The organism is Rhizorhabdus sp. GW822-FHT03C02, from assembly GCF_058801765.1.
This window is the reverse complement of sequence record NZ_JBXANN010000001.1, coordinates 360,379-383,220: the sequence shown is the minus strand read 5'-3', so window position 1 is coordinate 383,220 and position 22,842 is coordinate 360,379. Positions and strand designations below refer to the sequence as shown.

At 68.0% G+C, this 22,842-nt stretch carries 23 protein-coding genes; 15 read left to right on the top strand and 8 right to left on the bottom strand.

Annotated features, from left to right (window positions below; translation table 11 throughout):
* Nucleotides 1-12 precede the first annotated feature (12 nt).
* The 7 genes from AC1RM6_RS01780 to AC1RM6_RS01750 form a co-directional block, all read right to left on the bottom strand.
* Nucleotides 13-405, bottom strand: coding sequence for a DUF1801 domain-containing protein (locus AC1RM6_RS01780; protein ID WP_493097870.1), 393 nt, complete (start codon nucleotides 403-405; stop codon nucleotides 13-15).
* Between the two features lie 22 nt (nucleotides 406-427).
* A complete protein-coding gene (locus tag AC1RM6_RS01775; RefSeq protein WP_493097869.1) occupies nucleotides 428-829 on the bottom strand; it encodes a DUF1801 domain-containing protein in 402 nt (133 codons plus the stop codon).
* Nucleotides 826-1,047: a hypothetical protein gene (locus AC1RM6_RS01770; RefSeq protein ID WP_493097868.1), complete on the bottom strand. Its 222-nt coding sequence runs from the start codon at nucleotides 1,045-1,047 to the stop codon at nucleotides 826-828. Before AC1RM6_RS01770 ends, AC1RM6_RS01775 begins: the two co-directional genes overlap by 4 nt.
* Entirely contained in the window at nucleotides 1,044-1,490 is a 447-nt protein-coding gene (locus AC1RM6_RS01765) for an SRPBCC family protein (protein WP_493097867.1), read from the bottom strand. The genes AC1RM6_RS01770 and AC1RM6_RS01765 overlap by 4 nt, the downstream gene beginning before the upstream one ends.
* Nucleotides 1,487-1,810 carry an ArsR/SmtB family transcription factor gene (locus tag AC1RM6_RS01760; RefSeq protein ID WP_493097866.1) on the bottom strand — a complete coding sequence of 108 codons (324 nt, stop codon included), beginning with the start codon at nucleotides 1,808-1,810 and terminating at the stop codon, nucleotides 1,487-1,489. The genes AC1RM6_RS01765 and AC1RM6_RS01760 overlap by 4 nt, the downstream gene beginning before the upstream one ends.
* Before the next feature lie 58 nt (nucleotides 1,811-1,868).
* The gene (locus AC1RM6_RS01755; RefSeq protein ID WP_493097865.1) at nucleotides 1,869-3,533 is read right to left on the bottom strand and encodes an ankyrin repeat domain-containing protein; all 1,665 of its coding nucleotides are present in this window, start codon (nucleotides 3,531-3,533) and stop codon (nucleotides 1,869-1,871) included.
* A 160-nt stretch (nucleotides 3,534-3,693) separates the two neighbouring features.
* Nucleotides 3,694-4,602 carry a LysR family transcriptional regulator gene (locus tag AC1RM6_RS01750; protein ID WP_493097864.1) on the bottom strand — a complete coding sequence of 303 codons (909 nt, stop codon included), beginning with the start codon at nucleotides 4,600-4,602 and terminating at the stop codon, nucleotides 3,694-3,696.
* 96 nt (nucleotides 4,603-4,698) lie between these two features.
* Here AC1RM6_RS01750 and AC1RM6_RS01745 point away from each other — a divergent pair, with 96 nt between their 5' ends.
* From AC1RM6_RS01745 to AC1RM6_RS01735, 3 genes are all read left to right on the top strand, one after another.
* The gene (locus AC1RM6_RS01745; RefSeq protein ID WP_493097863.1) at nucleotides 4,699-5,259 is read left to right on the top strand and encodes a UGSC family (seleno)protein; all 561 of its coding nucleotides are present in this window, start codon (nucleotides 4,699-4,701) and stop codon (nucleotides 5,257-5,259) included.
* Nucleotides 5,256-6,419, top strand: a complete 1,164-nt coding sequence (locus AC1RM6_RS01740) for a hypothetical protein (RefSeq protein ID WP_493097862.1) — start codon at nucleotides 5,256-5,258, stop codon at nucleotides 6,417-6,419. The genes AC1RM6_RS01745 and AC1RM6_RS01740 overlap by 4 nt, the downstream gene beginning before the upstream one ends.
* 217 nt (nucleotides 6,420-6,636) lie before the next feature.
* Nucleotides 6,637-8,427 carry a thiamine pyrophosphate-binding protein gene (locus AC1RM6_RS01735; RefSeq protein ID WP_493097861.1) on the top strand — a complete coding sequence of 597 codons (1,791 nt, stop codon included), beginning with the start codon at nucleotides 6,637-6,639 and terminating at the stop codon, nucleotides 8,425-8,427.
* Nucleotides 8,428-8,554: 127 nt separating this feature from the next.
* Here the strand turns inward: AC1RM6_RS01735 and AC1RM6_RS01730 are convergent, their stop codons facing one another.
* Complete coding sequence (locus tag AC1RM6_RS01730) at nucleotides 8,555-9,358, bottom strand: enoyl-CoA hydratase/isomerase family protein (RefSeq protein ID WP_493097860.1); 804 nt, start codon at nucleotides 9,356-9,358, stop codon at nucleotides 8,555-8,557.
* Between the two features lie 378 nt (nucleotides 9,359-9,736).
* Here AC1RM6_RS01730 and AC1RM6_RS01725 point away from each other — a divergent pair, with 378 nt between their 5' ends.
* The 12 genes from AC1RM6_RS01725 (at nucleotide 9,737) to AC1RM6_RS01670 (ending at nucleotide 22,759) form a co-directional block, all read left to right on the top strand.
* A complete protein-coding gene (locus tag AC1RM6_RS01725) occupies nucleotides 9,737-10,648 on the top strand; it encodes a helix-turn-helix transcriptional regulator (protein WP_493097859.1) in 912 nt (303 codons plus the stop codon).
* A gap of 77 nt (nucleotides 10,649-10,725) precedes the next feature.
* Entirely contained in the window at nucleotides 10,726-11,724 is a 999-nt protein-coding gene (locus AC1RM6_RS01720; RefSeq protein ID WP_493097858.1) for a thiamine pyrophosphate-dependent dehydrogenase E1 component subunit alpha, read from the top strand.
* Nucleotides 11,721-12,707, top strand: coding sequence for an alpha-ketoacid dehydrogenase subunit beta (locus tag AC1RM6_RS01715; RefSeq protein ID WP_493097857.1), 987 nt, complete (start codon nucleotides 11,721-11,723; stop codon nucleotides 12,705-12,707). The genes AC1RM6_RS01720 and AC1RM6_RS01715 overlap by 4 nt, the downstream gene beginning before the upstream one ends.
* 163 nt (nucleotides 12,708-12,870) lie before the next feature.
* Nucleotides 12,871-13,389 (top strand): nuclear transport factor 2 family protein, encoded by a 519-nt coding sequence (locus AC1RM6_RS01710; RefSeq protein WP_493097856.1) that lies wholly within the window; start codon nucleotides 12,871-12,873, stop codon nucleotides 13,387-13,389.
* Between the two features lie 166 nt (nucleotides 13,390-13,555).
* Entirely contained in the window at nucleotides 13,556-14,614 is a 1,059-nt protein-coding gene (locus AC1RM6_RS01705; RefSeq protein ID WP_493097855.1) for a nucleoside hydrolase, read from the top strand.
* Between the two features lie 259 nt (nucleotides 14,615-14,873).
* Nucleotides 14,874-15,917, top strand: a complete 1,044-nt coding sequence (locus AC1RM6_RS01700; protein WP_493097854.1) for an FAS1-like dehydratase domain-containing protein — start codon at nucleotides 14,874-14,876, stop codon at nucleotides 15,915-15,917.
* Nucleotides 15,914-16,966, top strand: a complete 1,053-nt coding sequence (add, locus tag AC1RM6_RS01695; RefSeq protein ID WP_493097853.1) for an adenosine deaminase — start codon at nucleotides 15,914-15,916, stop codon at nucleotides 16,964-16,966. The genes AC1RM6_RS01700 and add overlap by 4 nt, the downstream gene beginning before the upstream one ends.
* On the top strand, nucleotides 16,963-19,125 hold the full coding sequence (locus tag AC1RM6_RS01690) for an acetate--CoA ligase family protein (RefSeq protein ID WP_493097852.1): 2,163 nt from the start codon (nucleotides 16,963-16,965) through the stop codon (nucleotides 19,123-19,125). The genes add and AC1RM6_RS01690 overlap by 4 nt, the downstream gene beginning before the upstream one ends.
* Nucleotides 19,122-19,955 carry an enoyl-CoA hydratase/isomerase family protein gene (locus AC1RM6_RS01685; RefSeq protein WP_493097851.1) on the top strand — a complete coding sequence of 278 codons (834 nt, stop codon included), beginning with the start codon at nucleotides 19,122-19,124 and terminating at the stop codon, nucleotides 19,953-19,955. Before AC1RM6_RS01690 ends, AC1RM6_RS01685 begins: the two co-directional genes overlap by 4 nt.
* Nucleotides 19,955-20,809 carry an ABC transporter permease gene (locus tag AC1RM6_RS01680; RefSeq protein WP_493099504.1) on the top strand — a complete coding sequence of 285 codons (855 nt, stop codon included), beginning with the start codon at nucleotides 19,955-19,957 and terminating at the stop codon, nucleotides 20,807-20,809. The genes AC1RM6_RS01685 and AC1RM6_RS01680 overlap by 1 nt, the downstream gene beginning before the upstream one ends.
* 22 nt (nucleotides 20,810-20,831) lie before the next feature.
* Nucleotides 20,832-21,965, top strand: coding sequence for an ABC transporter substrate-binding protein (locus AC1RM6_RS01675; RefSeq protein WP_493097850.1), 1,134 nt, complete (start codon nucleotides 20,832-20,834; stop codon nucleotides 21,963-21,965).
* On the top strand, nucleotides 21,962-22,759 hold the full coding sequence (locus AC1RM6_RS01670) for an ABC transporter ATP-binding protein (protein WP_493097849.1): 798 nt from the start codon (nucleotides 21,962-21,964) through the stop codon (nucleotides 22,757-22,759). The genes AC1RM6_RS01675 and AC1RM6_RS01670 overlap by 4 nt, the downstream gene beginning before the upstream one ends.
* The last annotated feature ends 83 nt before the right edge of the window (nucleotides 22,760-22,842 follow it).

Genomic DNA, 22,842 nt, shown 5'->3' with positions numbered 1-22,842 from the left:
ATAGCCGCTCGATCACCCCTTCCCACCCGAAGCATTCAACGCCGCCGCCGCGCGCAGCAGCGCCTTCAGCGCCGCCTCGTCGATCGCGTCGCCCTCGGCGAAATCGATCGCCCGGCGGACATTGCCGTCGAGGCTCGAGTTGAACAGCCCGGTCGGGTCGTCGAGCGAAGCCCCCTTGGCGAAGGTCATCTTGACGACCTTCTTGTAGGTCTCGCCGGTGCAGATCATGCCGTCCTGGTACCAGGTCGGCACCCCGCGCCATTTCCACGCCTCGACCATATCGGGCAGCGCCTCCTTCACCAGTGCGCGCAGCCGGGCGAGCGTCTCGCCGCGCCAGTCGCCGAGCTCGGCGATCCGCTGATCGATCAGTTGCGCCGGGGTCCTGGTGGTTTCGGTCTCGGTCATAATCTCTTTCTATCATATCTCGTCATGCCATCCAGCCGGGGATCCGCGATGCCTGCCCGATCCAGTCGGCCAGTCGCGCCTCGTCGAACGGATCGTCTTCGTGGATATCGCAATAGCGCGTGTCCGGGTCCTTCGATCCGCCGGGCGGGACCGGCGCCAGCACCGCGCCGCGGAAGAAAGCCAGCCTGACATAGCGCGTGAAACAGCGCAGGCTCAGGAACCAGCCCTGCCCCTCGACGCCGTAGAGCGGCGAGTTCCACCTGACAGCCTTGCGCACGTCGGGAACGGTGCCGACGATCAGCACATCGAGCCGGCGCCCGACATCGCTTTTCCAGCCCGGCATCGCGGCGATATAGGCCTGGACCGGCGCGTCGCCGTCGGCCTTGGCGATCTGCGGGTTGCCGCCGGCGAGCAGGACGGTCATGCGCGCTCCCGTCCGCCGCGACGGCGCCTGCCGAAATACGGCAGCGCGAACAGATAGAGCCCGCTGGCCAGCAGCAGGATCAGCGGGAACAGCGCCAGAAAGCCCACCCAGGCGGCGGGCTTTTCGCGCGCCATCACCGCGATATTGGCGATCACCGCCAGGGTGAAGGCGATCGACAGCCAGCGATGGAGCTGGCGGATGCGCCGATGGCCTTTCATCGGAACTCTCCTCGGTCTTCTCCATCGATCCGCGCCGCCACCTCGTCGAGCCTGGCGAAGAATTTCGGCCAGCCCACCCGCGCGCCATGATAGGCCTGTAGCTGGTCGGGCTTGAAGCCGGTCTGCTCCATCCGCAGCCGGGTGCCCGCACCGGTCGGGGTCAGCGTCCAGGTGACGATGCTTTCGAGCCCGTTGGCGTTCCAAGTATAGGACAGGCTGCGGTGCGGCTCGATCTCGAGGACTTCGCAGGCGACCGCGCCCCAGTCGGCGCTCAGCGCGAAGCGGTGGCCGACGCTGGCGACGAAGTCGTTCTTCATCAGCCACTCGGCGATCAGATGCGGCTGGGTCAGCGCGCGCCACAGCTTTTCGGGCGGCGCGCCGATCTCGCGCTCGACGGTGACGGTGCGGGTCTGGCGCACGGTTTCGGGCGCGGCGTCGCTCATTGGTCCATCCTCTTCAGCAGATCCTCGAGATCGTCGAACCGGCCCTCCCAGAAGCCGGCCATCTGGGTCGTCCAGTCGAGCAGCGGCGCGAGCGCGCGCGGCCGCGCGCTATAATGGGTCTGGCGCCCCGCCTGGCGGTCGTGGACCAGCCCGGCCTGTTTGAGGATGCCGAGATGCTTCGACACCGCCGGCTGCGATATTCCCGCCTGCGCGGTCAGCGCGCCGACGGTCTGCTCGCCGCCGCGGCACAGCCGTTCGAAGATCGCGCGGCGGGTCGGATCGCCAAGCGTCTTGAACAACATATTCTGAGCGTCGGGCATCGGGACTCATAACTCGCTGGCTATCGATCAAATTCATAGCCAGCGAGTTATGCGTGAGTCAATGCGCCGCCGCTTCCATCGCATCGGCGGCTTCGTCGAGATCCGCCTCGCGCGCCATCTCGATCGGGGTTCGGCCCCGGGCGTTGCGGTGCATCGGATCGGCGCCGTGCGCCAACAGGATGCGCGCGACCGCGGCCGCCGCCTCGGGATCATCGGGCAGGACGAACAGCGGGGTCGGCGCCGTCTCGTCGGGCAATGCGCGATTGGCCCGCTCCGGTTCGGCCCGGAGCACGGCCTCGAGCCGGTCGAGCCGGCCCAGCCAGCCGAGGGTGCGCACGTCGCGGCTGACCGGCGCCAGCCGTTCGGTGACCTGTGGCTGGCCGAGCACCGCCGACCAGCTGAGCGGGGTACCGTTCCAGCGCCGCTCCTCGAGGTCGATATCGGCACCGGCGGCGATCAGCAGGTCGACCGCCGCGAGCGAACCCGATTGCGCCGCCCGATGGAGCGGGCTGATGCCGTCCTTGTCGAGCCCGCGCGGCGACGCGCCGAGCGACAGCAGCAGCGCGACCGCCGGGGCATTGCCGAACTCGGCGGCGGCGAGCAACGGACCGCGACGCTCCGCGAGCCCCGGATCCTCGGCGAGCAGCGCGCGCGCCGTCGCCGCGTCGCCGCGCAGGCACGCTGCCTGGAAAGCCTGCACGCCCGCAAGTCGCGCCGGCCGGGCGCCATGGCGTTCGAGCAGCGCCGCCATGTCGAGAAAGCCCGAAAGCTGGGCCAGCGCGTGCACCGACTGCCCCCTATAGGCCTGGAGCGTATCGGGATCGGCACCATGCGCCAGCGCCCATTCGGCGCGCGCCAGATGATTTTGGCCGGCGGCGCTGCCGAGCAGGAAGTCGAGCGTGTCGATCTCCAGATTTCCGCCGGGCCGCCCGGCCGCCTTGTCGGCCCATTTGCCGGCGACGCCGCGCGCCTCGCAATGGCGCCACAGACATTCGTACCACATCGTCTCCTGGCCGACGCAGGCGATGTTGTAGAGCGCCTGGAGATCGAACGGATCGGCGCCGGCCGCGACCAGCAGGTCGACCAGTTCGCGCGCCCGAGCATGGCTGGGCCGTCCCTGCTCGCCGAGCCAGATCGCCCCGGCCAGCACGCTGAACGGGTTGCCCCAGCCATCGTCGAAGCGGAAATCCGGATCGGCGCCGGCGTCGAGCAGCATCCGAGCGATGGCGACGGCGTTGACCGTATCGAGCCGGCCATAAGCGACATAGGCGAGCGCGGTCCAGCCGAGCGAGCCGCCGGTCGCCCGCGCGTCCGCGGGGTTGCGGGCGAGCCGCCGCGCGACCTCGGCGAGGTCGCCGCAGATCGCCGCGGTGAACAGGCTGTCGCGGGCGATGGCGGGGTGGCGGTCGAGAACCCGCCGGGCGAGGCGGGTATCGCCGTCCCAGCCATGGCGCAGCAACTGGTCGAGGCGATCGCCATGGCTTTTGCCGGTGCGAGCGAGATCGTCGATCGTCGCCTTGAGCGCGGTCCAGCCTTCGCAGCCATATTCGCGCGCGATCGCGTGCTGGACATGGCGCAGGATCGGTTCGGCGGGCGCTGCAGGCCAAGCCGCGATCAGACGGGCACGCGCTGCGCCATCGCCTGCGCGCAACGCCTTGAGCCAGCGCTTGGCGTCTTTCCTGAGGGTGACGAGATTCGTGCGGGGCGTAAGGGGTCGGCTCATCGGACACCATCCTTCCAATCGCCTGGCGTCCGCTTACGAAAGGCCGGAAGAAGGGTTCGTAAGTCATCTTTCAACTGGATGGGAGCGATCTCCCTTGCCGCGGACAGGCGGCGCTCCAGCAGCGCACTGAGCGGAATGTTGGACAGGAGGCGTGGGGCTGTCAACCGGGCTTCGCCAGGCCGCCCCCCTGCCCCAGTTCGCGGATATGGTGCCGGAACGCCTGGCGGAACGCGCGCGCCGCCGGCGACGGCGACCGCCGGGCGAGCGTGTACATGCCGATCCGCACCTCGAGCGGGGGGACGTCGGCGGGGCGCGGCAGTTCGCACAGCCGGCCCGCCGCCAGTTCGCCGGTGACCGCATAGGTCGACGAGAACCAGATCGCATCAGTCGCCGCCGTCACCGCCGCGAGCGAACCGAAATCCTCGATGATATGCGCGGCGCCGCGCACCCGGCTGCGGATCTCGGGCGGCAGCGGCAGCCCGACCCAGCTCGACCGCACCATCGGGAATGTCACCCCCGGGCAGTCGCCGGCCAGCAGCGGATGCCCGGCGCGGACGATCAGGCTCAGCGGAAAATGGCCGAGCGTCTCGATCCGCGCCTGGGTGGCGTCGGCGAGCAGCCCTTCCTGGCTGACGAAGAATTCGACGTCGCCCGCCAGCAGCAGCGCCCACAGGCCGTCGACGTCGCGCACCACCACGTCGTTGGTCATGTCGGGCGCGTCGCGCAGCCGGTCGGCGAGCACCAGCGGCAGCAGCGCCCGCGCCGGCATCGGCCCGATCCCGAAACGGATCCGTCCCGCCGCGCCGAGCGCGTTCAGCCGGGCATGATGTTCGAAATCATCGGCATCGGCGAGCAACGTGCCGGCGCGCTCGACGACCTGCTCGCCCTGCGGGGTCAGGCTCACCCCGGCGCGATCGCGGTCGAACAATCGCATGCCGAGCTGCGCCTCGAGCGCCTGGATCGATCGGCTGAGCGCCGATTGCGAGATTCCCAGTTCCTCGGCGGCGCGGGCGAAATTGAGCCGCCGGGCAAGCATGACGAGATGGCGAAGGTTGCGCAGTTGAAGCATGATGCATGAAACTCATCAAATCCGACCATGAAATACATTGGACGCATTCAGTTCCGCCTGCAATTCTCCGCGCAACACATGGAGCAGGAGGCTGACATGGCACTCATCAAGGTTCTCGACCCCACCGCCAAACGGATGGACGACAATGCCAGCCCCGGCCCCGATGCCGGGCTGCTCGCAGGCAAGCGGATCGGCTTCCGCCTCGACCAGATCTGGCGCTGCTGGGACTGGATCAGCGAGAATTGGGAGCAGAAATTCCGCGATGCCGGCGCCGAGGTCTCTTATTGGCGCTCGACCAACCGCTCGGGCGAGGAAGGCGAAGAGCAGGCGCGCTCGCTCGACGCCTGGCTCAAGACGATCGACATCGCCGTCGTCGGCCTCGCCAATTGCGGCTCGTGCACCGGCTGGACGATCCGCGATGCGATCGCGGCGGCCAATGCCGGGGTCGCCACCACCGCGATCGCGACCAAGAATTTCGAGGATTTCGCGCATGAGCTGGCGGCGCGCGGCGGCCGTTCGGGCTTGCGCGTCCATGTCCTGCCCTATCCGCTCAACGAACTTGCCCGCGACGAGGTCGATCCGGTCGCCGAAGCTTATTATGAAGGGCTGCTCGGCGTCATGGGCGCGAGCCTCACCGCGCAGGAGAAGGCGGCGTGACCATCCACAGGATCAAGCCTTCGGTCCGCTCCAACGCGGTGGTCAAGCCGCTGGTCAGCCGCGATTGCGGCCCGGCGGGCTGCGAGGTCGACTGGCTGACCAGCCGCCGGCTCGAAACCTCGGACGATCTCGAGGCGTTCATCGACTTCTCGCTCGAACAGGGCTGGGGCGACGGACTGCCGGTGATCCCGCCGACCGACGCCCGCGTCCGCACCTTCCTGTCGGAGAATGACCGCTATCCCGACGAACTGATCGCGCGGATGCCCGACAGTTCGGAATGCACGGTCGAGAAGATCGTGATCAACGCGGTGATGGCCGGCGCGCCCGCGGACTCGCTCGAACTGATCATCGCCGCGATCCAGGCGATCGCCGAACCCGATTTCGAGCTATACGGAGTCAATGCGACCACCGCCCCGGTCTATCCCGGCTTCATCGTCAATGGACCGATCCGTGACGCGCTCAAGATCCCCTACAGCTATGGCTGCGCCGGCGGGGTCGCGACCCGCGCCAATGCGATCGGCCGCGCGATCCGGCTGATCATGCGCAATGTCGCGGGCCAGGTCGCCGGGGTCACCTCGCAGACCACCTTCGGCTCGCCGGGTCGGCTCGCGAGCATATTGATGGGCGAATGGGAGGAGAAATCCCCCTGGGCGCCGCTCGCCGAGCGCCGCGCCGGGGTCAAGGGCAATGCCGTCACCGCGTTCAGCACGATGGGGACGATGAACGTGCTCGACACCACCTCGACCGGCGCGATGGCGTTCCTCGAGATGATCGGCAAGTCGGTCTCCTATGCCGGGGCCAACTGCTATTCGCCGTCGATGGAATATTCGGAGATGACGATCGGCATCAACCCGATCTGCGCCGAGATCGTCGCGAAGGAAGTCCCGAATATCGAGGACGTCCAGGAGATCCTCTGGAAATATGCCAGCGCCTCGGCCGACTGGCTCGAACCGCATCACCGCGCCCAGCTCGAAGGCCAGGGCCGGGTCCGCGAGGACGGCCGCATCTATGCGACCCCCGAGCCCAAGGACATGGTGCTGTTCGTGTGCGGCGGCCTGGGCGGCCTCCACGCGCTGGGGCTCCACAGCTTCGGCAGTTCGCTGTCGCAGACGAAGCCGATCGCCGAGGCGGTCGCCGCCGAAGCGGTGGCGGCGGAGTAACGCAATGCGTCGCCCCGGCGGAGGCCGGGGCCGCCCAAGGCTCGAGCGAGTCCTGTTATCTTGGGCGGCCCCGGCCTCCGCCGGGGCGACGTGATCGGCTATCGCCATCGCGATATCCTGTTCAACCGATCGAAGCCGATCCGAACCCCGTGCATATGGCGCCGCGACCCGCCATAGGCACGGGGCATAAGACTTACGGAACCGCCGAGGGGTGACCATGATCAAGATCCACGAACGCATGCTCGATCTCATCCAGGCCGAGGGCGTCGACACGATCTTCGGCATCCCCGATCCCAGCTTCTTCGCGATGTTCATCGAGGCCGAGAAGCGCGGTCTCAGCATCGTCTCGCCGCACCATGAGCAGACCGCGGCGCTGATGGCCGATGGTCTCTACCGGGTGACCGGCAAGCCGGCGGTGCTGGGGATCAACAAGGGCCCCGGCGTCGCCAACATCGCCGCGGGCGTCGCCTATCTGATGAAGGAGAATGTGCCGGCGGTGTTCATCATGGCGCAGCGCCAGCGTTTCTACGAACAGCGCGTTCGCCGCGGCAAGATGCAGTATCTGAGCCAGCCGCCTCTGTTCGAAGGCATGATGAAATATGTCGGCGTCGTCGAATATCCCGAGCAGCTCGACGACGTCTTCCACGAGGCGTTCCGCCAGGCGCTGAACGGCGTACCCGGCCCGACGATGGTCGAGCTGCCGCTGAGCGTGATGCAGGCCCATTTCAACCTGCCCGCCGCCCCCGCCCCGCACCGTTACCGGCTGGTCGGCCAGGAGGCCGGCACCGGTGCGCTCGCCGAGGCGGTGAAGCTGCTGACCGAGGCCGAGGCGCCGATCATGCTGGTCGGCCAGGGTGCGTTCGTATCGCGCGCGCATGAGGCGCTGATCGCGCTGGCCGGCAAGCTCGGCTGCCCGGTGATCGCCACCCCGGCGGTCGAGGCGGTGCTGGCCGGTCTCGACGACCAGAGCTTCGCTTATGCCTCGGGCGGCGCGAACGCGGCGGTCGCCCGGGCCGATGTCGTCCTCGCGATCGGCACCGAGATCGGCGAGCAGCTCCATTATGGCCGCGGCCGCCACTGGGCGCAGGGCAATGTCGACCGCAAGTGGATCTATATCGAGCGCGACCCGACCGCGATCGGCGTCAACCGCCCGATCGACGTGCCGCTGGTCGGCTGCCTCAAGGCGATCGTCCCGCAGCTCACCACCGCGCTCGGCGACCTCAAGCGCGCGCTGCCCAACGAACTGCCCGAATGGAAGCGGATCAACGCCGCCGAGAAGCAGGCGCTGGTCGACAGCGTGCCCAAGGCGTCGACGCCGATCCACAGCGGCCTGCTGGCGATCGAGGCGACCAAGGTCCTGCCCGAAAGCACCGTGCTGGTACGCGACGGCGGCGCGTCGAGCATGTGGTTCTCGGGGCTGCTGTCCTACACCCCGCGCGACGCGATGTGGTGTTCCAACTATGGCGCGATCGGCCCGGGCCTGCCTTATGCGCTCGGCGCCCAGATCGGGGTCGGCGACAGCCGGCGGGTGGTGCTGGTGACCGGCGATTCGTCGATCCTGTTCCACATCTCCGAGCTCGAGACCGCGGTGCGCCGCAAGCTGCCGGTGATCTGCATCGTCGCGGTCGACCATGCCTGGGGGATCGAGGCGGCGTCCTATCGCGCCAATTTCGGCGCCGACACCCCGACCCCCGAGGCGCTGTGGAACCGCGCGGTGCGTCTCGACAAGACCGCCGAAAGCTTCGGCGCGCATGGCGAATTTGTCGAACGGGCCGAGGATATCGGCCCGGCAGTCGAGCGCGCGCTCGCCTCGGGCCTGCCCGCGCTGATCCATGTCGCGATCGACCGCGACGCGAACAGCAGTTTCGCCGGCATCCCCGGCTTCGCCGAATTCCGGACCTGGTTCGGCGAGGAAGGCGACAATCTGGGCGTGCTCGGCGGCGGTACCGCCCCGACTGCCGCCGCGAAGGCCGACGCCGCGCCGATGGAGCAAGGCAGCGGTTATTGATCGCTGCGCGATGCACTTGAAAGAAGGGCCGTCGGAGCGATCCGGCGGCCCTTTTGCATGCTCTAGATTGTCTTTGTTTTCCGCATTTTCCGAGCCGTCAGGTGATTCCACCTGACTTGAAAATGCTCTAGCACCCTCGAAACGACGGAGGGCGCTTCTCGGCAAAGGCGCGGGCGGCCTCGCGGAAGTCGTCGGTGACGAGGCCGGTGACCTGGACATGGTTTTCGAGCGCGACCGCGGCGTCGAGGCTGGCGGCTTCGAGATTGGCCCACATCAGGCTCTTGGTCGCCGTGACCGCATAAGGGCTGTTGGCGGCGATCAGGCGGGCGGTGGCTAGGGTTTCGTCGAACAGATGCGCGTCGTCGACGATCCGGCTGACGAGGCCGATCGCCGCGGCCTCGGCGGCGGCGACGGGGCGGCCGGTGAGCATGATCTCGAAGGCGCGGCCCGCACCGACCAGGCGGGGGAGATGGTAGCTGATCCCGCATTCGCCGGCGCTCAGGCCCAGCTTCACCGCGCCGACCGAGAAGGTGGCGCCGGTCGCGGCGATGCGGATATCGGCGGCGAGCGCGAGACCGAAGCCGAAGCCGATCGCGGCGCCCTGGACCGCGGCGATGATCGGCTGGGGCATGCGGCGCAGGCGGAGGATCGCGCCGGCGTACAACTCCTGCAGCGTCCTCCAGGCGAGCGCGCCGTCGGGGGCGTCGTCGTCCGCCATCGCCGCCTTGAGGTCGAGGCCCGCGCAGAAGGCGGCGCCCTCGCCGGCGAGCAGGACGACCCGGCAGGCGGGATCGGCGGCGACCCTATCGAGCGCGGTCATGAGATCGCGGACCATCGCCATCGTCATCGCGTTGCGGGCCTGAGGGCGGTCGAAGCGGATGGCGAGGATGCCGTCGGCGGCCGCGCTGCGGTCGATGGTGATATGGGCCATGGCGGGTCCTTGTGCTGCCGATACCTGTCGGATGCCCACATCACCTGTCTCGTCATCCTGATGAAAATCAGGATCCAGAAACGCGACGTCGAGGCATGAATCGCGGCGTTGCGTGTCTGGATCCCAAATCAAGTTTGGGATGACGAAGAAAGAAGTGGCGTCGTGTGAATCCGGTTCGGGAAATCGCATGAGGCGCGAAAGCGGTCGAGCTATGCTTATTGCCTGTCGCGGACATATCGCATTGCAGACAGGGTCATGCCGCCTTCGAGCGGCCGACCGCGCGGCGCGCTACCGGACGTGCGACGATGCTGGACAGCGGCTGCCCGAACGCGGCACTGTCGGGACAGCCACGACAGACGGCGACGAGAGGAACAGGCCATGCGAAGCGCCATCGCTCCACTGGAGGCGATCGAACCGGTGCGCGATCTCGACGGGTCGCGATCGACCCTGCGCGGGCGGATCGATTTCGACGGCGGCGATGTCGAGATCCGCGAGTTCGAGTGGGATGCGGCGGGCTGGGTAATGCCCGACAGCGACCATTTCTACATCTCGCGGCTGATGGTGCCGCTCAAGGGCGACCAGACGATCCGCTGGCACCATCCCGGGCATGAGCGGCCGCTGACGGTGGCGCAATTCGGGGTCAACGATCCGTCGACGCCGATGATGATCGCGCACGGCCCGGGCAATGCCTGTTTCCTGATCTGCCGGATCGCGATCGCACGGTTCCGGGCGATGACCGGGTCCGAGGCCTGGCCGAGCGAATGGGCGATGCGCGGACTGGGCAGCGAGGGGCCGTTCTTCAAGGCGCTGCTCGACCGGCTGACCGGCGAGGTGCTGCGCCCCTCCCCCGACAGCCCGGCGTTCGTCGAGGCGCTGCTCACCGCCTTCGCGATCGAGCTCTATCGCGAGGTGCGGCGCGAGGCGCGCGCGGTCGAGCAGGGCGGGCTCGCCGACTGGCAGCTCAACCGCATCCGCGGCCTGGTCGAAACGGGGGGATCGCGGCTGACCAGCGCCGAGATCGCGCGCCGCTGCGGGGTGAGCGTGCGCCATCTGGCCCGCGCCTTCCGCAGTTCGCAGGGGATGACGCTGCACGATTATATCGCGCAGGTGCGGCTGGCGAAGGCGCGGACGATGCTGACCGAGAGCGAGAAGCCGCTGAAGGTTGTCGCCGCCGAGGCCGGGTTCGCGAGCGCGAGCCATTTCTCCGCGAGCTTCCGCAGCGCGATCGGCTGTTCGCCATCCGAATATCGCACCCATGTCCGTCTCGCGACAGAGACGCCGCGAAACTGAAGCGATAGCGCGGGAAGCGAGCGGCTCGCATGGTAGGGGGATCGAGGAACAGAACCGACCAGCCGACAGGAGAGACGATGCAGGCCGAACGCGCCAATCGGGTGACCGCCGATGCCGAGACCCGGGTCGACATCTATCGCCGCATGGCGCGGATCGAGCGCAACGACGATGCGATCCGCAAGGCGATCCGCACCGGGCGACTGCAGATGCCTTATTATTCGGGGCGCGGGCAGGAGGTGATCCCGGCGTCGATCTCGGCGTTGCTGAACCCCGACGACACGATCTGCACCATCTATCGCGGCATCCACGACATGGTCGCCAAGGACATGCCGCTGCGCCCGCTCTGGGCCGAGATCGCCGGCCGGGTCGACGGCACCTGCAAGGGCAAGGGCGGTCCGATGCACCTGACCCACCCGGCGAGCGGGGTGATGGTGACCACCGGCATCGTCGGATCGTCGATGCCGATCGCCAACGGGCTCGCCTGGGCGGCCAAGCTCGACGGCAGCCGGCGGGTCGCGGTCGCCTATTTCGGCGACGGTGCGTCGAACATCGGCGCGTTCCACGAGAGCCTCAACCTCGCCTCGCTGTGGAAGCTGCCGGTACTGTTCGTGTGCCAGAACAACGGCTTCGCCGAACATACGCGCTATGAGAACGGCACCGCGGTCGACCGGATCGCCAAGCGCGCGATCGGCTACGACATGCCGGGCTTCACCGTCGACGGCAACGACCCGGCCGAGATGTATGCGGTCGCGCATGAAGCGGTCGAGCGGGCGCGAAACGGCGAGGGGCCGACCCTGATCGAGGCGGTCACCTTCCGCTTCATGGGCCATGTGTTCGGCGACGACGACAAATATATGACCAAGGAGGAGAAGGCCGAAGCGATGGCGAAGGACCCCCTGCCCGCTTTTCGCGCGCAGCTGATCGCCGAAGGCGCCGCGACCGAGGACCGGCTTGCCGGGATCGAGGCGGCGATCGCCGCCGAGGTCGAGGACGCGACCGCGTTCGCGCTCGCCAGCGATTTTCCCTCGGTGGACGAACTGCGCCGCGATGTCTTCGCGACGGAGATCGCCCGATGAGCGGCACCACCAAGCTCAACCCGATCGGCGCGATGAACGCCGCGATCGCGGTCGCGATGGCCAAGGACCCCAAGGTCGTGGTGATCGGCGAGGATGTCGCCGACCGCGAGGGCGGCGGCGTCGTCGGCACCACCCGCGGGCTGTCGACCCGGTTCGGCGACGACCGGGTCAAGTCGACCCCGATCTCCGAACAGGCGATCATCGGCGCGGCGATCGGCGCGGCGATCGGCGGCTACAAGCCGATCGCCGAGATCATGCTGATGAACTTCACCACGGTGGCGATGGACATGATCTTCAACCATGCCGCCAAGCTGCGTTTCATGTCGGGCGGGCAGACCAGCGTGCCGATCACGATCCAGACGCTGACCGGCGCGGGCTTTTCGACCGCGGGCCAGCATGCCGACCATCTCGAGGCATGGTTTGCGCATGCCGCCGGGATCAAGGTCGTCGCCCCGTGCAGTGCCAGCGACTACAAGGGGCTGATGCTGTCCTGCATCGACGATCCCGATCCCTGCCTGATCATCATCAGCGCCGGGACGCTCGGCCAGGTCGAGGACGTTCCCGACGATCTCGAACCGATCCCACTCGGGGTCGCCAAGCTGGTGCGCGAAGGCAGCGACGTGACGATCGTCAGCTACTCGTCGGCGGTGGTGACCGCGACCAAGGCCGCCGAGACGCTGGCCGCCGAAGGCATCTCGGTCGAACTGATCGACCTGCGGACGGTGGCGCCCTGGGACCGCGAGGCGGTGTTCGCGTCGGTGCGCAAGACCGGCCGCGCGGTGGTGGTGCACGAGGCGTTGCGCGCGCACGGCGTCGGCGCCGAGATAGCGGCGTCGATCCAGGAGGAATGCTGGGACGCGCTCAAGGCGCCGGTGCGCCGGCTGGGCGCGCCCTATTCGCCGGTGCCGTTCTCGAAGCCGCTGGAAAATGCGTTTCTGGTGCAGCCGGAGGCGGTGGTCGAGGCGGTGAAGTCGATCATCTGAGATCCTCCCCATCGCAGATGGGGAGGTGGCGCCGAAGGCGACGGAGGGGTGGCGCAGAACGTCGACGAACGCGCTGCGTTCACCGGCGAAAAACCCCTCCACCGGCTTCGCTGGTCCCCCTCCCCGAAGCTGCGCTTCAGGGAGGATCTAAGAAGGAACTCGCATGGCGCAGGACGATGTCGGGTCGATCATCCAGCTGATCAATCTCTATGCCTTCGCGGTCGATACCCAGCGCTGGGATCTGTTCGACCGGATCTTCATGGCCGATGTCGACGCCGATTTCAGCGCGACCGCGCACTGGCGCGACCTCGCAAGCTTCAAGGCCGATTTCGCGGCGTTCCATGCGCCGTTCGACAGCACCCAGCATGTGATGGCGAACCATCTGGTCGAGGTCCGCGGCGATCGCGCGCACGCCTTCGTCTATGGCAGCTGGCGGCTGGTCCGCCGGGCGGTCGAGGGCGCGCCGCTGTGGGACGGCACCGGCTGGTATGACGATGATCTGGTCCGCACCGCCGACGGCTGGCGGATCGCGCGGCGGACGTGCCGGGTGGTGTGGTGGACCGGCAATCCGGCGGTCAACGAGACGATCGCAGGGGTGAAGTTCGAGACCGATACGATCGTGCTGCGCGAGGAGGCCGCGCGTGGCGCGGTCGGGTATCTGGAGGCGATCGGGCGAGGATAAAGCGGGAGCGCACCCGAAGTCCATCGCCCGACGGGTTCAGGACAGCGACGCTCACGCGGAAATCCGCGTCGCGCTGCACATTGCGTGCAGGGCATTGAAACGCAACTCCATCACATATAATTCATTTAATGAATGAATTTCCCAATCGAATCACAACGAGAATTCCATGACATATGATCGCAGGCGATTTCTCTTGGGGGCGACAGCGGCGACGCTTGCATCGTCGGTGCCGGCCGCTCCCATGCGGATCGAAGGCGCCACACCGGAGGCGCCTCCATCCACGCCATATGCACCGCCGGCGGGGCCGCGGTCGCGATCGATCTTCGTGAACGATCTCAGCGGCGACATCGATGGTCTGTTCGCGGCCGTCCACGCCATTTTGTCGCCCACATCCCAGTTGCGTGCGATCGTCGGGACGGGAACGGGGCGCCCGGGCGAAACGGCCAAACAATCTGCGGCGCTCGCGCGCGAGATGCTCGGGTTGATGAAGATCAGCTCGGTTTCGGTCCATGAGGGTTCTCCGGCCAAGCTTGCCGACAGCCATGTCCCGATCCGTTCGCCGGGCACACAGGCCATCATCGACGAGGCGCTTCGCACCGACACCAAGCTGCCCTTGTTCGTCGCGGTCGGCGGCGGACTGACCGAAGTTGCCAGTGCGTTGATGCTGGAGCCGGCCATCGCGGATCGCCTCACCCTGGTGTGGATCGGCGGCGACGCCTATCCGGCCGGCGGCACCGGCGAGACCAACTTCAACATCGACCGGCTGGCCGCCCAATTCATCTTCAACGAAACCAGTCTGCGCATCTGGCAGATACCGAGGGCGGTCTATGCCACCTGCCTCGTCTCCGATACCGAACTACAGGCCTATGTGGCACCCTATGGCGCCATCGGGGCGTGGCTCTACGGCAAGATATTCGAAGCGGCTGGCCGGTTCGGCGGCGCGATCAACGTCGGCGAAACCTGGTCGCTGGGCGACAGCCCCCTCGTTATGCTCACCGCATTGGCCGACTGGGGTCCCAGCATATACCGCCCCGATTTCCGCTATGAGCGATACGGCTCGAGCGCGTTCGACGACGTGGTCGCCCCCTTTCTCAACGCCGATGGGACCTTCGCGACGCGAGCCGACGGGCGAAAAATCCGCATCTACAAGACCATCGATACCCGCATGATGCTCGGCGATTTCTTCGCGAAAATGCGCGTCAATTATAAAGGCCGATCGATCTGAGCCGGCCCGCGGCGCGCGGTCGGTTTCGCGGCATATGGCAATCGGGCGGGTGCCTTGTGGCACGGTGTTGGTGGACCGACAATCCGTCGGTGAACGACACGATCGCAGGGAGTGAAACTACAGCCAGCCGACAGCCCAAGAAGGGGCTGTACTGATTTTCAGTACAGCAGGGTGCATAATCTGATATGGAATGCACCACGCGACGATGATCTTATCGGGATGTCGCGATCGCCATGATCGCCCGCCAGAAAGTGAATTCGTGCCCCCCAGCTCCGTGAACATCGATCGTTTCCGCGACCATATCGGCCAGGACTATCCCCAGCCCGAGCAATATCTCTACGACGTGACGCGCGACGGCATCCGCAATTTCGCCTACGCCGTGCCCGATCCCAACGCGCTGTATCTCGACCCCGAATATGCGCGGACGACGCGCTGGGGCGGGCCGATCGCCCCGCCGGGCTATCTCTACGCGCATGGTTCGCCGGCCTGGCTGTCGAGACTCGAGGGGATCGTCGATGCCGACGGCAAGGAGCTCGGCAGCGCCGACAACGCCACCGAGCAATGGGATTTCTATCGGCCGGTCCGGCCGGGCGACACGATCCTGTCGCACGGCAAGGTCGCCGATGCGGTCATCAAGACGTCGCGCAAGCTCGGTGCCGCCGTCCTCGTCAACGAGACGATGCGCTATACCAACCAGCGCGGCGAATGCGTCGCGCAGCTGAGTTCGTTCAGCTTCCGCTTCAACAACCAGAAGGCGGCGACCGGCGGCGAGCTGGCGGGCCATTACCCGCCGATGCCCACAGGCCAACACACCCGCAACACCGCTACCGGACCGCGGCTGCCCGGCACCTTCGTGGTGCCCGAGCGGCGCTACGACACACCGCGCTTCTTCGACGATGTCGCGATCGGCGAGCGGCTGCCCGAATGGACGCTGCCGCCGCTCAAGGTCGCCGATATCGCGCTGTTCAACGCCGCGACCGCCGGCTGCGGCTATGACCGCATCGGCCGCACCGGACATATTCCCGACGCCTTCGCGCCCGGGGTGCTGCGGATCCAGTGGTTCGGGTCGCTGGTGCTGCGCTGGGCGGGGCCCGATGCGTTCGTCACCCATATCAACCAGCGCAACGAAGACTGGGTGCTGGTCGGCTACGGCCTGGCGATGCGCGGCACGGTGACCGGCAAGGCGATCGTCGACGGGCGCGGCATCGTCGAGATCGCGGTCGAGTGCCACAGCGAACTGGGCTTCCGCACCAATGCCGGCGTCGTGCGGGTCGAAATGCCGTTGCGTGGGGCGAAGGCATGAACATGATGCCGTCGCTGCAGCCAACGCCCGCCCTGGCCATCGAGCACGCCCCGAAGGCCGAGCTCCATCTGCATATCGAGGGATCGATCGAACCCGAGACGATGTTCGTGCTCGCCGAGCGCAACGGGATCGCCCTTCCGCATGCCTCCCCCGCGGCCCTGGCCGAGACCTTCCGCTTCACCGACCTCGCCAGCTTCGGCGCCGCCTATCAGCTCGGCGTCAGCCTGCTGCAGACCGCGCAGGATTATCGCGACATCACCTATGCCTATATGCGCTCGGCGCATGACGACCATGTCGTCCATGCCGAAATCGCGGTGGCGCCGCACAATCACCTCGCCCGCGGCATCGCCCTCGAGACGGTGCTCGAAGGGGTATTCGCCGGCCTCGACGAGGCGACGCGCGATTTCGGGATGAGCGCGGGCGCGATCCTGGGATTGCAGCGCCAGCGCGGCCCGCAGGCGGCGATGGACCTGCTCGACCGGATCGCGCCGTGGCGCGACCGGTTCTGCGCGCTCGGGCTCGCGGGCCTCGAGCTGCCCCACCCGCCCGCACCCTATCGTGGCGCGTTCGATCGCGTGCGCGACTGGGGCTGGAAGACGGTGGCGCATGCCGGCGAGGAAGGGCCGCCCGCCTATGTCGCCGACACGGTCGACCTGCTCGGGGTCGACCGCATCGACCATGGCGTCCGCGCCTGGGAGGACCCGGCCCTGGTCGCCCGGCTCGCCGACCGTCAGATCCCGCTGACCGTGTGCCCGCTGTCCAACGTCGCGCTGCGCGTCTTCGATCGCATGGAAGACCATGTCATCGCCGAGATGCTGCGCGCCGGGCTGTGCGTGACGATCAATTCGGACGATCCGCCCTTTTTCGGCGGCGGCATCAACGCCAACTACCGCGCGGTCGTCGACGCGCTCGACCTCAGCCTCGACGAACAGTTCCGTATCGCGCGCAATTCGCTCGTGGCGGCCTTCATCCCCGACGAGCTGCGCCGGGGCTATCTCGCCGATCTCGACGCGGCCCATGCCCGCGCGACGGCGGAGGTCGACGCATGAGCATCGCATCGCTCCAGCCGACGATCCCGGCGTTGACCGCCGAAGGCTGGCAGGCCTTCACCAATCCGCGCAGCATCGCGCTGGTCGGCGCCAGCGGGCGGGTCAGTGCGGTCGGCTTCACCGCCACCTTCCTCAAGGCCAATCGCGATCTCGGCTATGCCGGGCGCATCCTGCCGGTCAATCCGACCCGCGACGAGGTGTTCGGCGAGCGCTGCTGGCGCAGCCTGGCCGACCTGCCCGAGCCGGCCGAACTGGTGATCATCGCGCTGCCGGACGAAAAGGTGCTCGACGCGGTCCGCGATGCGATCGCGCATGGCGCCAAGGCGCTGGTGATCCATTCGGGCGGTTTCGGCGAGCGCGGCGAGGAAGGCGCGGCGCGCGAGCGCGAACTGCAGCGCTTGTGCGCCGCCGCAGGCGTGCCCGCGATGGGTCCGAACTGCCTCGGCATATTGAGCTACGCCAACCGCGTCTCGGCCTCGAGCTTCCGCGCGTCACCCGGCTGGAAGCCGGGACCGGTCGCGGCGATCAGCCAGAGCGGGTCGGTCGCGGGCATCCTGCTCGCCGCCGGCTTCCGCCACGGCCTGTCGTTCCTGGCGTCGACCGGCAACGAGGCGGTGACGACCACCGAGGACCTGATCTCCTTCGCGATCGACGATCCGGGGACGCGGGTGATCACCGCCTTCATCGAGGCGCTGCGCCGGCCGCGCGACCTGTTCGCGCTCGCCGACCGCGCCCATGCCGCCGGCAAACCGATCATCGTCATGAAGGTCGGCCTCACCGACCATGGCGCCGAGGTGTCGCGCGGCCATACCGGCGCGCTGGCCGGGTCGGGCGAGGTCAATCGCCAGGCGTTCCGCCAGGCCGGGATCATGCTGGTCGAAGATTTCGACGAGCTCGTCCAGACCGTCGAGCTCGTCACCGCGCTCAAGGCGCCGCCGAAGCGGATGCAGCTCGCCATCCTGTCGACCTCGGGCGGCGAACTCGGCGCGATCACCGACCAGTGCGTCGAGCAGGGCGTCGCCCTGCCCGCGCTCGGCGAAGGCACGATCCGCGCACTGCAGGACGTGCTGGTGCTGCCCGACGATGTCGGGGTCCGCAATCCGGTCGATGTCGGTACCGGCTTCCGTAATCCCGGCAGCTATCACGACCGGATGCGCGCCTGTATCCGCGCGATCGCCCGCGACGACGAAGTCGACATGGTCGCGGTGATGGCGAGCTTCGGCCGCGCCGACCATCCGCGCGAGATGCTCGCCGCCGCCGCCGCCGAGGCATCGACCTTGGGCAAGCCGGTGATGGTGTTCTCGGCGCGCAGCGAGCCGCCGAGCGAGGAGACGCTGACCGAAGTGCGCGAGGCGGGGATCGCCGCGACCCAGGGCGCCCGCGAGACGCTGCGTGCGATCGGCCATCTCGCGCGCCATCGCGACCCGGCGCGGCCGCGCGGACTGAGCGCGACCGTCCCCGCCCCGATCGATTATCGAGGCCCGGTCTTTCCCGGCGGGCTGGTACCGCAGACCGCCCTGTTCCCGCTGCTGGCGGCACAGGGGCTTGCCGTCACCCGTTCGATGGCGGCGCGCTCCGCCGAGGAGGCGCAGGCCGCCGCGACGGCGCTCGGCGGCGGCATCGTCATGAAGATCGATACCGCCAGGGTGATCCACAAGAGCGATATCGGCGGGGTCGCGCTCGGCGTCGCCCCCGTCGACGCGGCCAGGCGCTACGGCGATATCGTCGCCGTGCTCGATCCGCCGGTCGGCGACGAACCCGGCGAGGCGGTGTTCATCGCCGAGATGCTGGGCGGCGGCGTCGAATTCTACATCGGCGCCAAATATGACGAGGCGTTCGGCGCGATCCTGCTGTGCGGGCCGGGCGGGCGGATGGTCGAGCTGCTCGGGCGCACCGCGATGCTGATCGCGCCGTTCACGCCGGAGCTGGCGCGCGACGCGATCGTGCGCAGCGGCGCGCTGCCGCTGCTCGGCGGGTTCCGGGGCGGCCCCGTCGCCGATCTCGACCGGCTGGCGGAGCTGATGGTCAGGGTCGGCGACTTCGCCGCCGCGCTCGGCCCCCGGCTCGACATCCTCGACCTCAACCCGGTGATCATCAACGCCGGCCATCCGGGCGGCTGCATCGCCGATGCCCGCCTCATCCTGAAGGACCCCGCATGACCATCGAGCTTACCCAGATCGGCTATGAGCGCGGCGATGGCGTCGCCACGATCACCCTGCGCCGGCCCGAGCGGCTCAACGCGCTCACCGACACGATCAACCGCGAAATCCATGCGGTGCTCGACGAGATCGCGGTCGACGACAGCATCAAGATCGTGGTGCTGACCGGCGAGGGCCGCGCGTTCAGCGCTGGCTATGATCTCGGCTTCACCCCCGACATACCCGAGCGCGACGCGGCCTGGTGGCGCGAGCATTTCCGGCTGGCGTTCCGGACCCTGCGGCGGATGTGGACGCTGCCGCAGCCGGTGATCGCCAAGGTGCGCGGCGCCTGCGTCGGCGGCGGCTTCGCGCTCAGCCTGATGTGCGATCTCTGCTATGCGAGCGACGACGCGATGTTCGGCGAGCCCGAAGTCAAGTTCGGCGGCGGGACGATGTCGCCGATCCTGTGCTGGGCGCTGCCGATCCGGGTGTTCAACGAACTGCTGCTCACCGGCCGCACCCTGTCGGCGCGCCGCGCCGAGGCGCTGGGGCTGATCAACGAGGTGTTCGCGCCCGACGAGCTCGACGACCGCGTCGACCGGATCACGCGGCACATGCAACTGTTTCCGCCCGAAACGCTGACCCGCAACAAGCGGATCAACCATGAATTCTACGATTTCTTCGGCCAGGAGCGGCTCGCGCTGTTCATGGAACGGTCGACGATCGCCAGCGCGTCGGGGCGGCCCGAGCGCGAGGAGGACGAGTTCACCCGCCGCACCAAGGCCGAGGGGCTGAGCGCGGCGCTGCGCTGGCAGAAAAGCCAGTTCAGCGACATCGGCGCCTTCGCGTGATGGACATGACGCCGCTGCCGCCCCCCGACCGGCGCGATACCGCCGCGCGGCGGCAGCATCGCGGCCGCCGGCTGCTGGCGCGCCGCATCGGCGACCAGGCGCTGTGGCTGGCGAGTGCGGTGCTGCTGGTGCTGTTCTGGCACTGGTATGTCACCGCCCATCATGTCTCGCCGTCGATCTTTCCCGCCCCGGTCGCGGTCTGGAACGCCTTCTGGCAGAATCTGATCGACGGCACCTTCATCGGCGACCTGAGGGTGACGATGGCCGAGATCATCGTCGGCTTCGTCGCCGGCAGCATCATCGGGATGGCGATCGCGCTGCTGACATCCGAGTTCCGGATCGTCCGCACCATCCTCTACCCCTATGTGATCGCCTTCCAGTCGATGCCGAAGACCGCGCTGGCGCCGATGTTCCTGATCTGGTTCGGCTTCGGCATCCAGTCGAAGATCGCCCAGGTCGTGCTCGCGTCCTTCTTCCCGGTGTTCGTCAACATGCTCTCGGGCCTGTCGCGGATCGATCCCGACCAGCTCGACATGATGCGCGCCTTTTGCGGCAAGCGCTGGAAGGTGTTCGCCGCGGTCAAGCTGCCGAGCGCGCTGCCGTCGCTGTTCGCCGGGCTCGAACTCGCGATCGTGTTCTCGCTGCTCTCGGCGGTGGTCGCCGAATATCTCGGATCGACCGCGGGCCTGGGCCACCGCATCCTCCAGCTCAACACCAACCTGGAGATGGCGGCCGAGTTCGCCGCGCTGATCCTGCTGTCGATCGTCGGCTTCGTGCTCCACGCGATCATCCGCGCCTGCGGCAATTATATCATCTTCTGGGGCAAGCGCCGCAACGACGGGGTGGCGATATGAACCGCGTGCGAGGAACCGCCTGATGCCGCCCCGTTCCCTCTATGGCCTGCTCGCGATGCTGGCGGTGTCGGTCCTCGCCGCGGTCCTGCTGTGGCCTCGCGACGAGGCGGCGACCGGCACGGCCGCGCATCGCACCCATGTCACCTATGCGATCGCGACCGCCGACATGAATGTCGGCTATCCCTTCGCCACCCTGCCCGGCGCGCTCGGCTATTTTCGCGACGAGGGCCTCGACGTCGAGGTGGTGCCGGGCCAGTCGACCTCGGCGGTGATCCAGCTGCTGCTGTCCGGCCGCGCCGATATCGGCGTCGCGGTGCCGGAATCGGTGATGGTCCAGCGCGCGACGACCGGCGCGCCGCTGGTCTCGGTCTACACCGCGTCGCGGGTCAGCGGCGGTGGCATGGTGGTGCGCGAGGACAGCGCGATCCGCACGCTGGCCGATCTGCGCGGGCGGCGCATCGGCACGCCCGACTATGGCAGCGGCGGCTATTTCGCGATGCGCCGCAGCCTGACCGCCGCGGGCATCGACGAAAGCCAGGTCAAGCTGATCGCCACCGGCTATGGTACCCCGGCCTATGAGGCGCTGCAGCGCGGCGACGTCGATGCCACCGCGACCCATGGCGCCGGGCTCGCCCGGGCGCTGATCGCCGGCTATCGCTTCCGCCTGCTGCCGCGTCCCGAGGACGAGTTCAACCGCTACAGCTTCAACCTCTATGCGCGCGACGACTATGTTGCCGCCCATCCGCAGGTGATCGCCGCGATCGGGCGCGCCACCGCCAAGGCGACGCTGTTCCTCAAGACCAACCCGGAGGCGGCTGTCCGCATCTTCTGGGACCAATATCCCGATCGCGCGCCGAAGGACCGCAACGACCCGGCGGCGTTCCGCAACGATCTTGCGATCCTGAAAGCCCAGATGGTCGACCTCCAGACGAGCCTTCCCGCGGACTTCGCCTGGGGCAGCCATGACCCGGCGGTGTTCCAGCGGATCCAGGCCGGGCTGCTGCAATACGGCCAGATCAGGCAGCCGGTTGCGGTCGACGCCTATTTCACCAACCGTTTCGTTCCGGAGTACGACCGGTTCGATCATGCGGCGATCGTCGCTGCGGCCCGGTCCTGGACGCCGTCGTCGCCACCAACCCAAGGGGCCACCAAATGAGCGAAGCGTCCAAGGGCATCTCCTTCCAGGGAGTCGGCAAGGAATATGTCGGCAGCGCGGGCGAGCCGCTGCTGGCGCTCGACACCGTCGATCTCGACATCGCCGCCGGATCGTTCGTCTCGGTGCTCGGGCCCAGCGGCTGCGGCAAGACCACCTTGATGCGGATGGTCGCGGGGTTGCTGACGCCGAGCTGGGGCACCGTGCGCGTCTCCGACGAGGCGGTCGCGCGGCCGCGGCCCGACATCGGCGTGGTGTTCCAGCAGCCGCTGCTGCTGCCGTGGCTCGGCGTGCTCGACAATGTCCTGGTGCCGGTGACGGTGCAGGGGCGCCGGCGTCGCGACTATCTCGATCGCGCGCATCAGCTGATCGCCATGGTCGGGCTCGCGGGGTTCGAGAAGCGCCTGCCGGCCGAGCTGTCGGGGGGCATGCAGCAACGCGTCGCGCTGGCGAGGGCGCTGGTCCACGATCCGGCGGTGCTGCTGATGGACGAGCCGTTCGCGGCGCTCGACGCGATGACCCGCGAGACGATGAACCACGAACTGCAGCGGATCTGGCTCGAGCAGCGCAAGACGGTGTTGTTCATCACCCATGGGATCAGTGAGGCGGTGTTCCTCGGCGACCGGGTGGTGGTGATGACGAGCCGGCCCGGCAAGGTCTCCGCGGTGATCGACATCCCCTTCGCCCGCCCGCGCGATTCGGCGCTGCTGGTGTCGCCGGATTTCGCCCGCTGCGTCGAAGATATCCGGGCGATCTTCAATCATGCCCACCAGGGAGGAGAGGCCGTCACCGCATGATCGCCACCTCGTTCGAAAAATCAGTACGGCACGAACCATAAACAGCGCTGGAACACAGCCACTCTTGTTTCAAATATTACCAA

Bases quoted from the DNA above. Each gene is read 5' to 3' on its own strand.
- AC1RM6_RS01680 (WP_493099504.1), top strand. From the start codon at position 19,955: ATGGACATGACGCCGCTGCCGCCCCCCGACCGGCGCGATACCGCCGCG.
- AC1RM6_RS01720 (WP_493097858.1), top strand. From the start codon at position 10,726: ATGCAGGCCGAACGCGCCAATCGGGTGACCGCCGATGCCGAGACCCGG.
- AC1RM6_RS01690 (WP_493097852.1), top strand. From the start codon at position 16,963: ATGAGCATCGCATCGCTCCAGCCGACGATCCCGGCGTTGACCGCCGAA.
- AC1RM6_RS01750 (WP_493097864.1), bottom strand. From the start codon at position 4,602: ATGCTTCAACTGCGCAACCTTCGCCATCTCGTCATGCTTGCCCGGCGG.
- AC1RM6_RS01765 (WP_493097867.1), bottom strand. From the start codon at position 1,490: ATGAGCGACGCCGCGCCCGAAACCGTGCGCCAGACCCGCACCGTCACC.
- AC1RM6_RS01735 (WP_493097861.1), top strand. From the start codon at position 6,637: ATGATCAAGATCCACGAACGCATGCTCGATCTCATCCAGGCCGAGGGC.
- AC1RM6_RS01710 (WP_493097856.1), top strand. From the start codon at position 12,871: ATGGCGCAGGACGATGTCGGGTCGATCATCCAGCTGATCAATCTCTAT.
- AC1RM6_RS01675 (WP_493097850.1), top strand. From the start codon at position 20,832: ATGCCGCCCCGTTCCCTCTATGGCCTGCTCGCGATGCTGGCGGTGTCG.
- add (WP_493097853.1), top strand. From the start codon at position 15,914: ATGAACATGATGCCGTCGCTGCAGCCAACGCCCGCCCTGGCCATCGAG.
- AC1RM6_RS01685 (WP_493097851.1), top strand. From the start codon at position 19,122: ATGACCATCGAGCTTACCCAGATCGGCTATGAGCGCGGCGATGGCGTC.
- AC1RM6_RS01670 (WP_493097849.1), top strand. From the start codon at position 21,962: ATGAGCGAAGCGTCCAAGGGCATCTCCTTCCAGGGAGTCGGCAAGGAA.
- AC1RM6_RS01745 (WP_493097863.1), top strand. From the start codon at position 4,699: ATGGCACTCATCAAGGTTCTCGACCCCACCGCCAAACGGATGGACGAC.
- AC1RM6_RS01705 (WP_493097855.1), top strand. From the start codon at position 13,556: ATGACATATGATCGCAGGCGATTTCTCTTGGGGGCGACAGCGGCGACG.
- AC1RM6_RS01725 (WP_493097859.1), top strand. From the start codon at position 9,737: ATGCGAAGCGCCATCGCTCCACTGGAGGCGATCGAACCGGTGCGCGAT.
- AC1RM6_RS01770 (WP_493097868.1), bottom strand. From the start codon at position 1,047: ATGAAAGGCCATCGGCGCATCCGCCAGCTCCATCGCTGGCTGTCGATC.
- AC1RM6_RS01760 (WP_493097866.1), bottom strand. From the start codon at position 1,810: ATGCCCGACGCTCAGAATATGTTGTTCAAGACGCTTGGCGATCCGACC.
- AC1RM6_RS01780 (WP_493097870.1), bottom strand. From the start codon at position 405: ATGACCGAGACCGAAACCACCAGGACCCCGGCGCAACTGATCGATCAG.
- AC1RM6_RS01730 (WP_493097860.1), bottom strand. From the start codon at position 9,358: ATGGCCCATATCACCATCGACCGCAGCGCGGCCGCCGACGGCATCCTC.
- AC1RM6_RS01775 (WP_493097869.1), bottom strand. From the start codon at position 829: ATGACCGTCCTGCTCGCCGGCGGCAACCCGCAGATCGCCAAGGCCGAC.
- AC1RM6_RS01755 (WP_493097865.1), bottom strand. From the start codon at position 3,533: ATGAGCCGACCCCTTACGCCCCGCACGAATCTCGTCACCCTCAGGAAA.
- AC1RM6_RS01715 (WP_493097857.1), top strand. From the start codon at position 11,721: ATGAGCGGCACCACCAAGCTCAACCCGATCGGCGCGATGAACGCCGCG.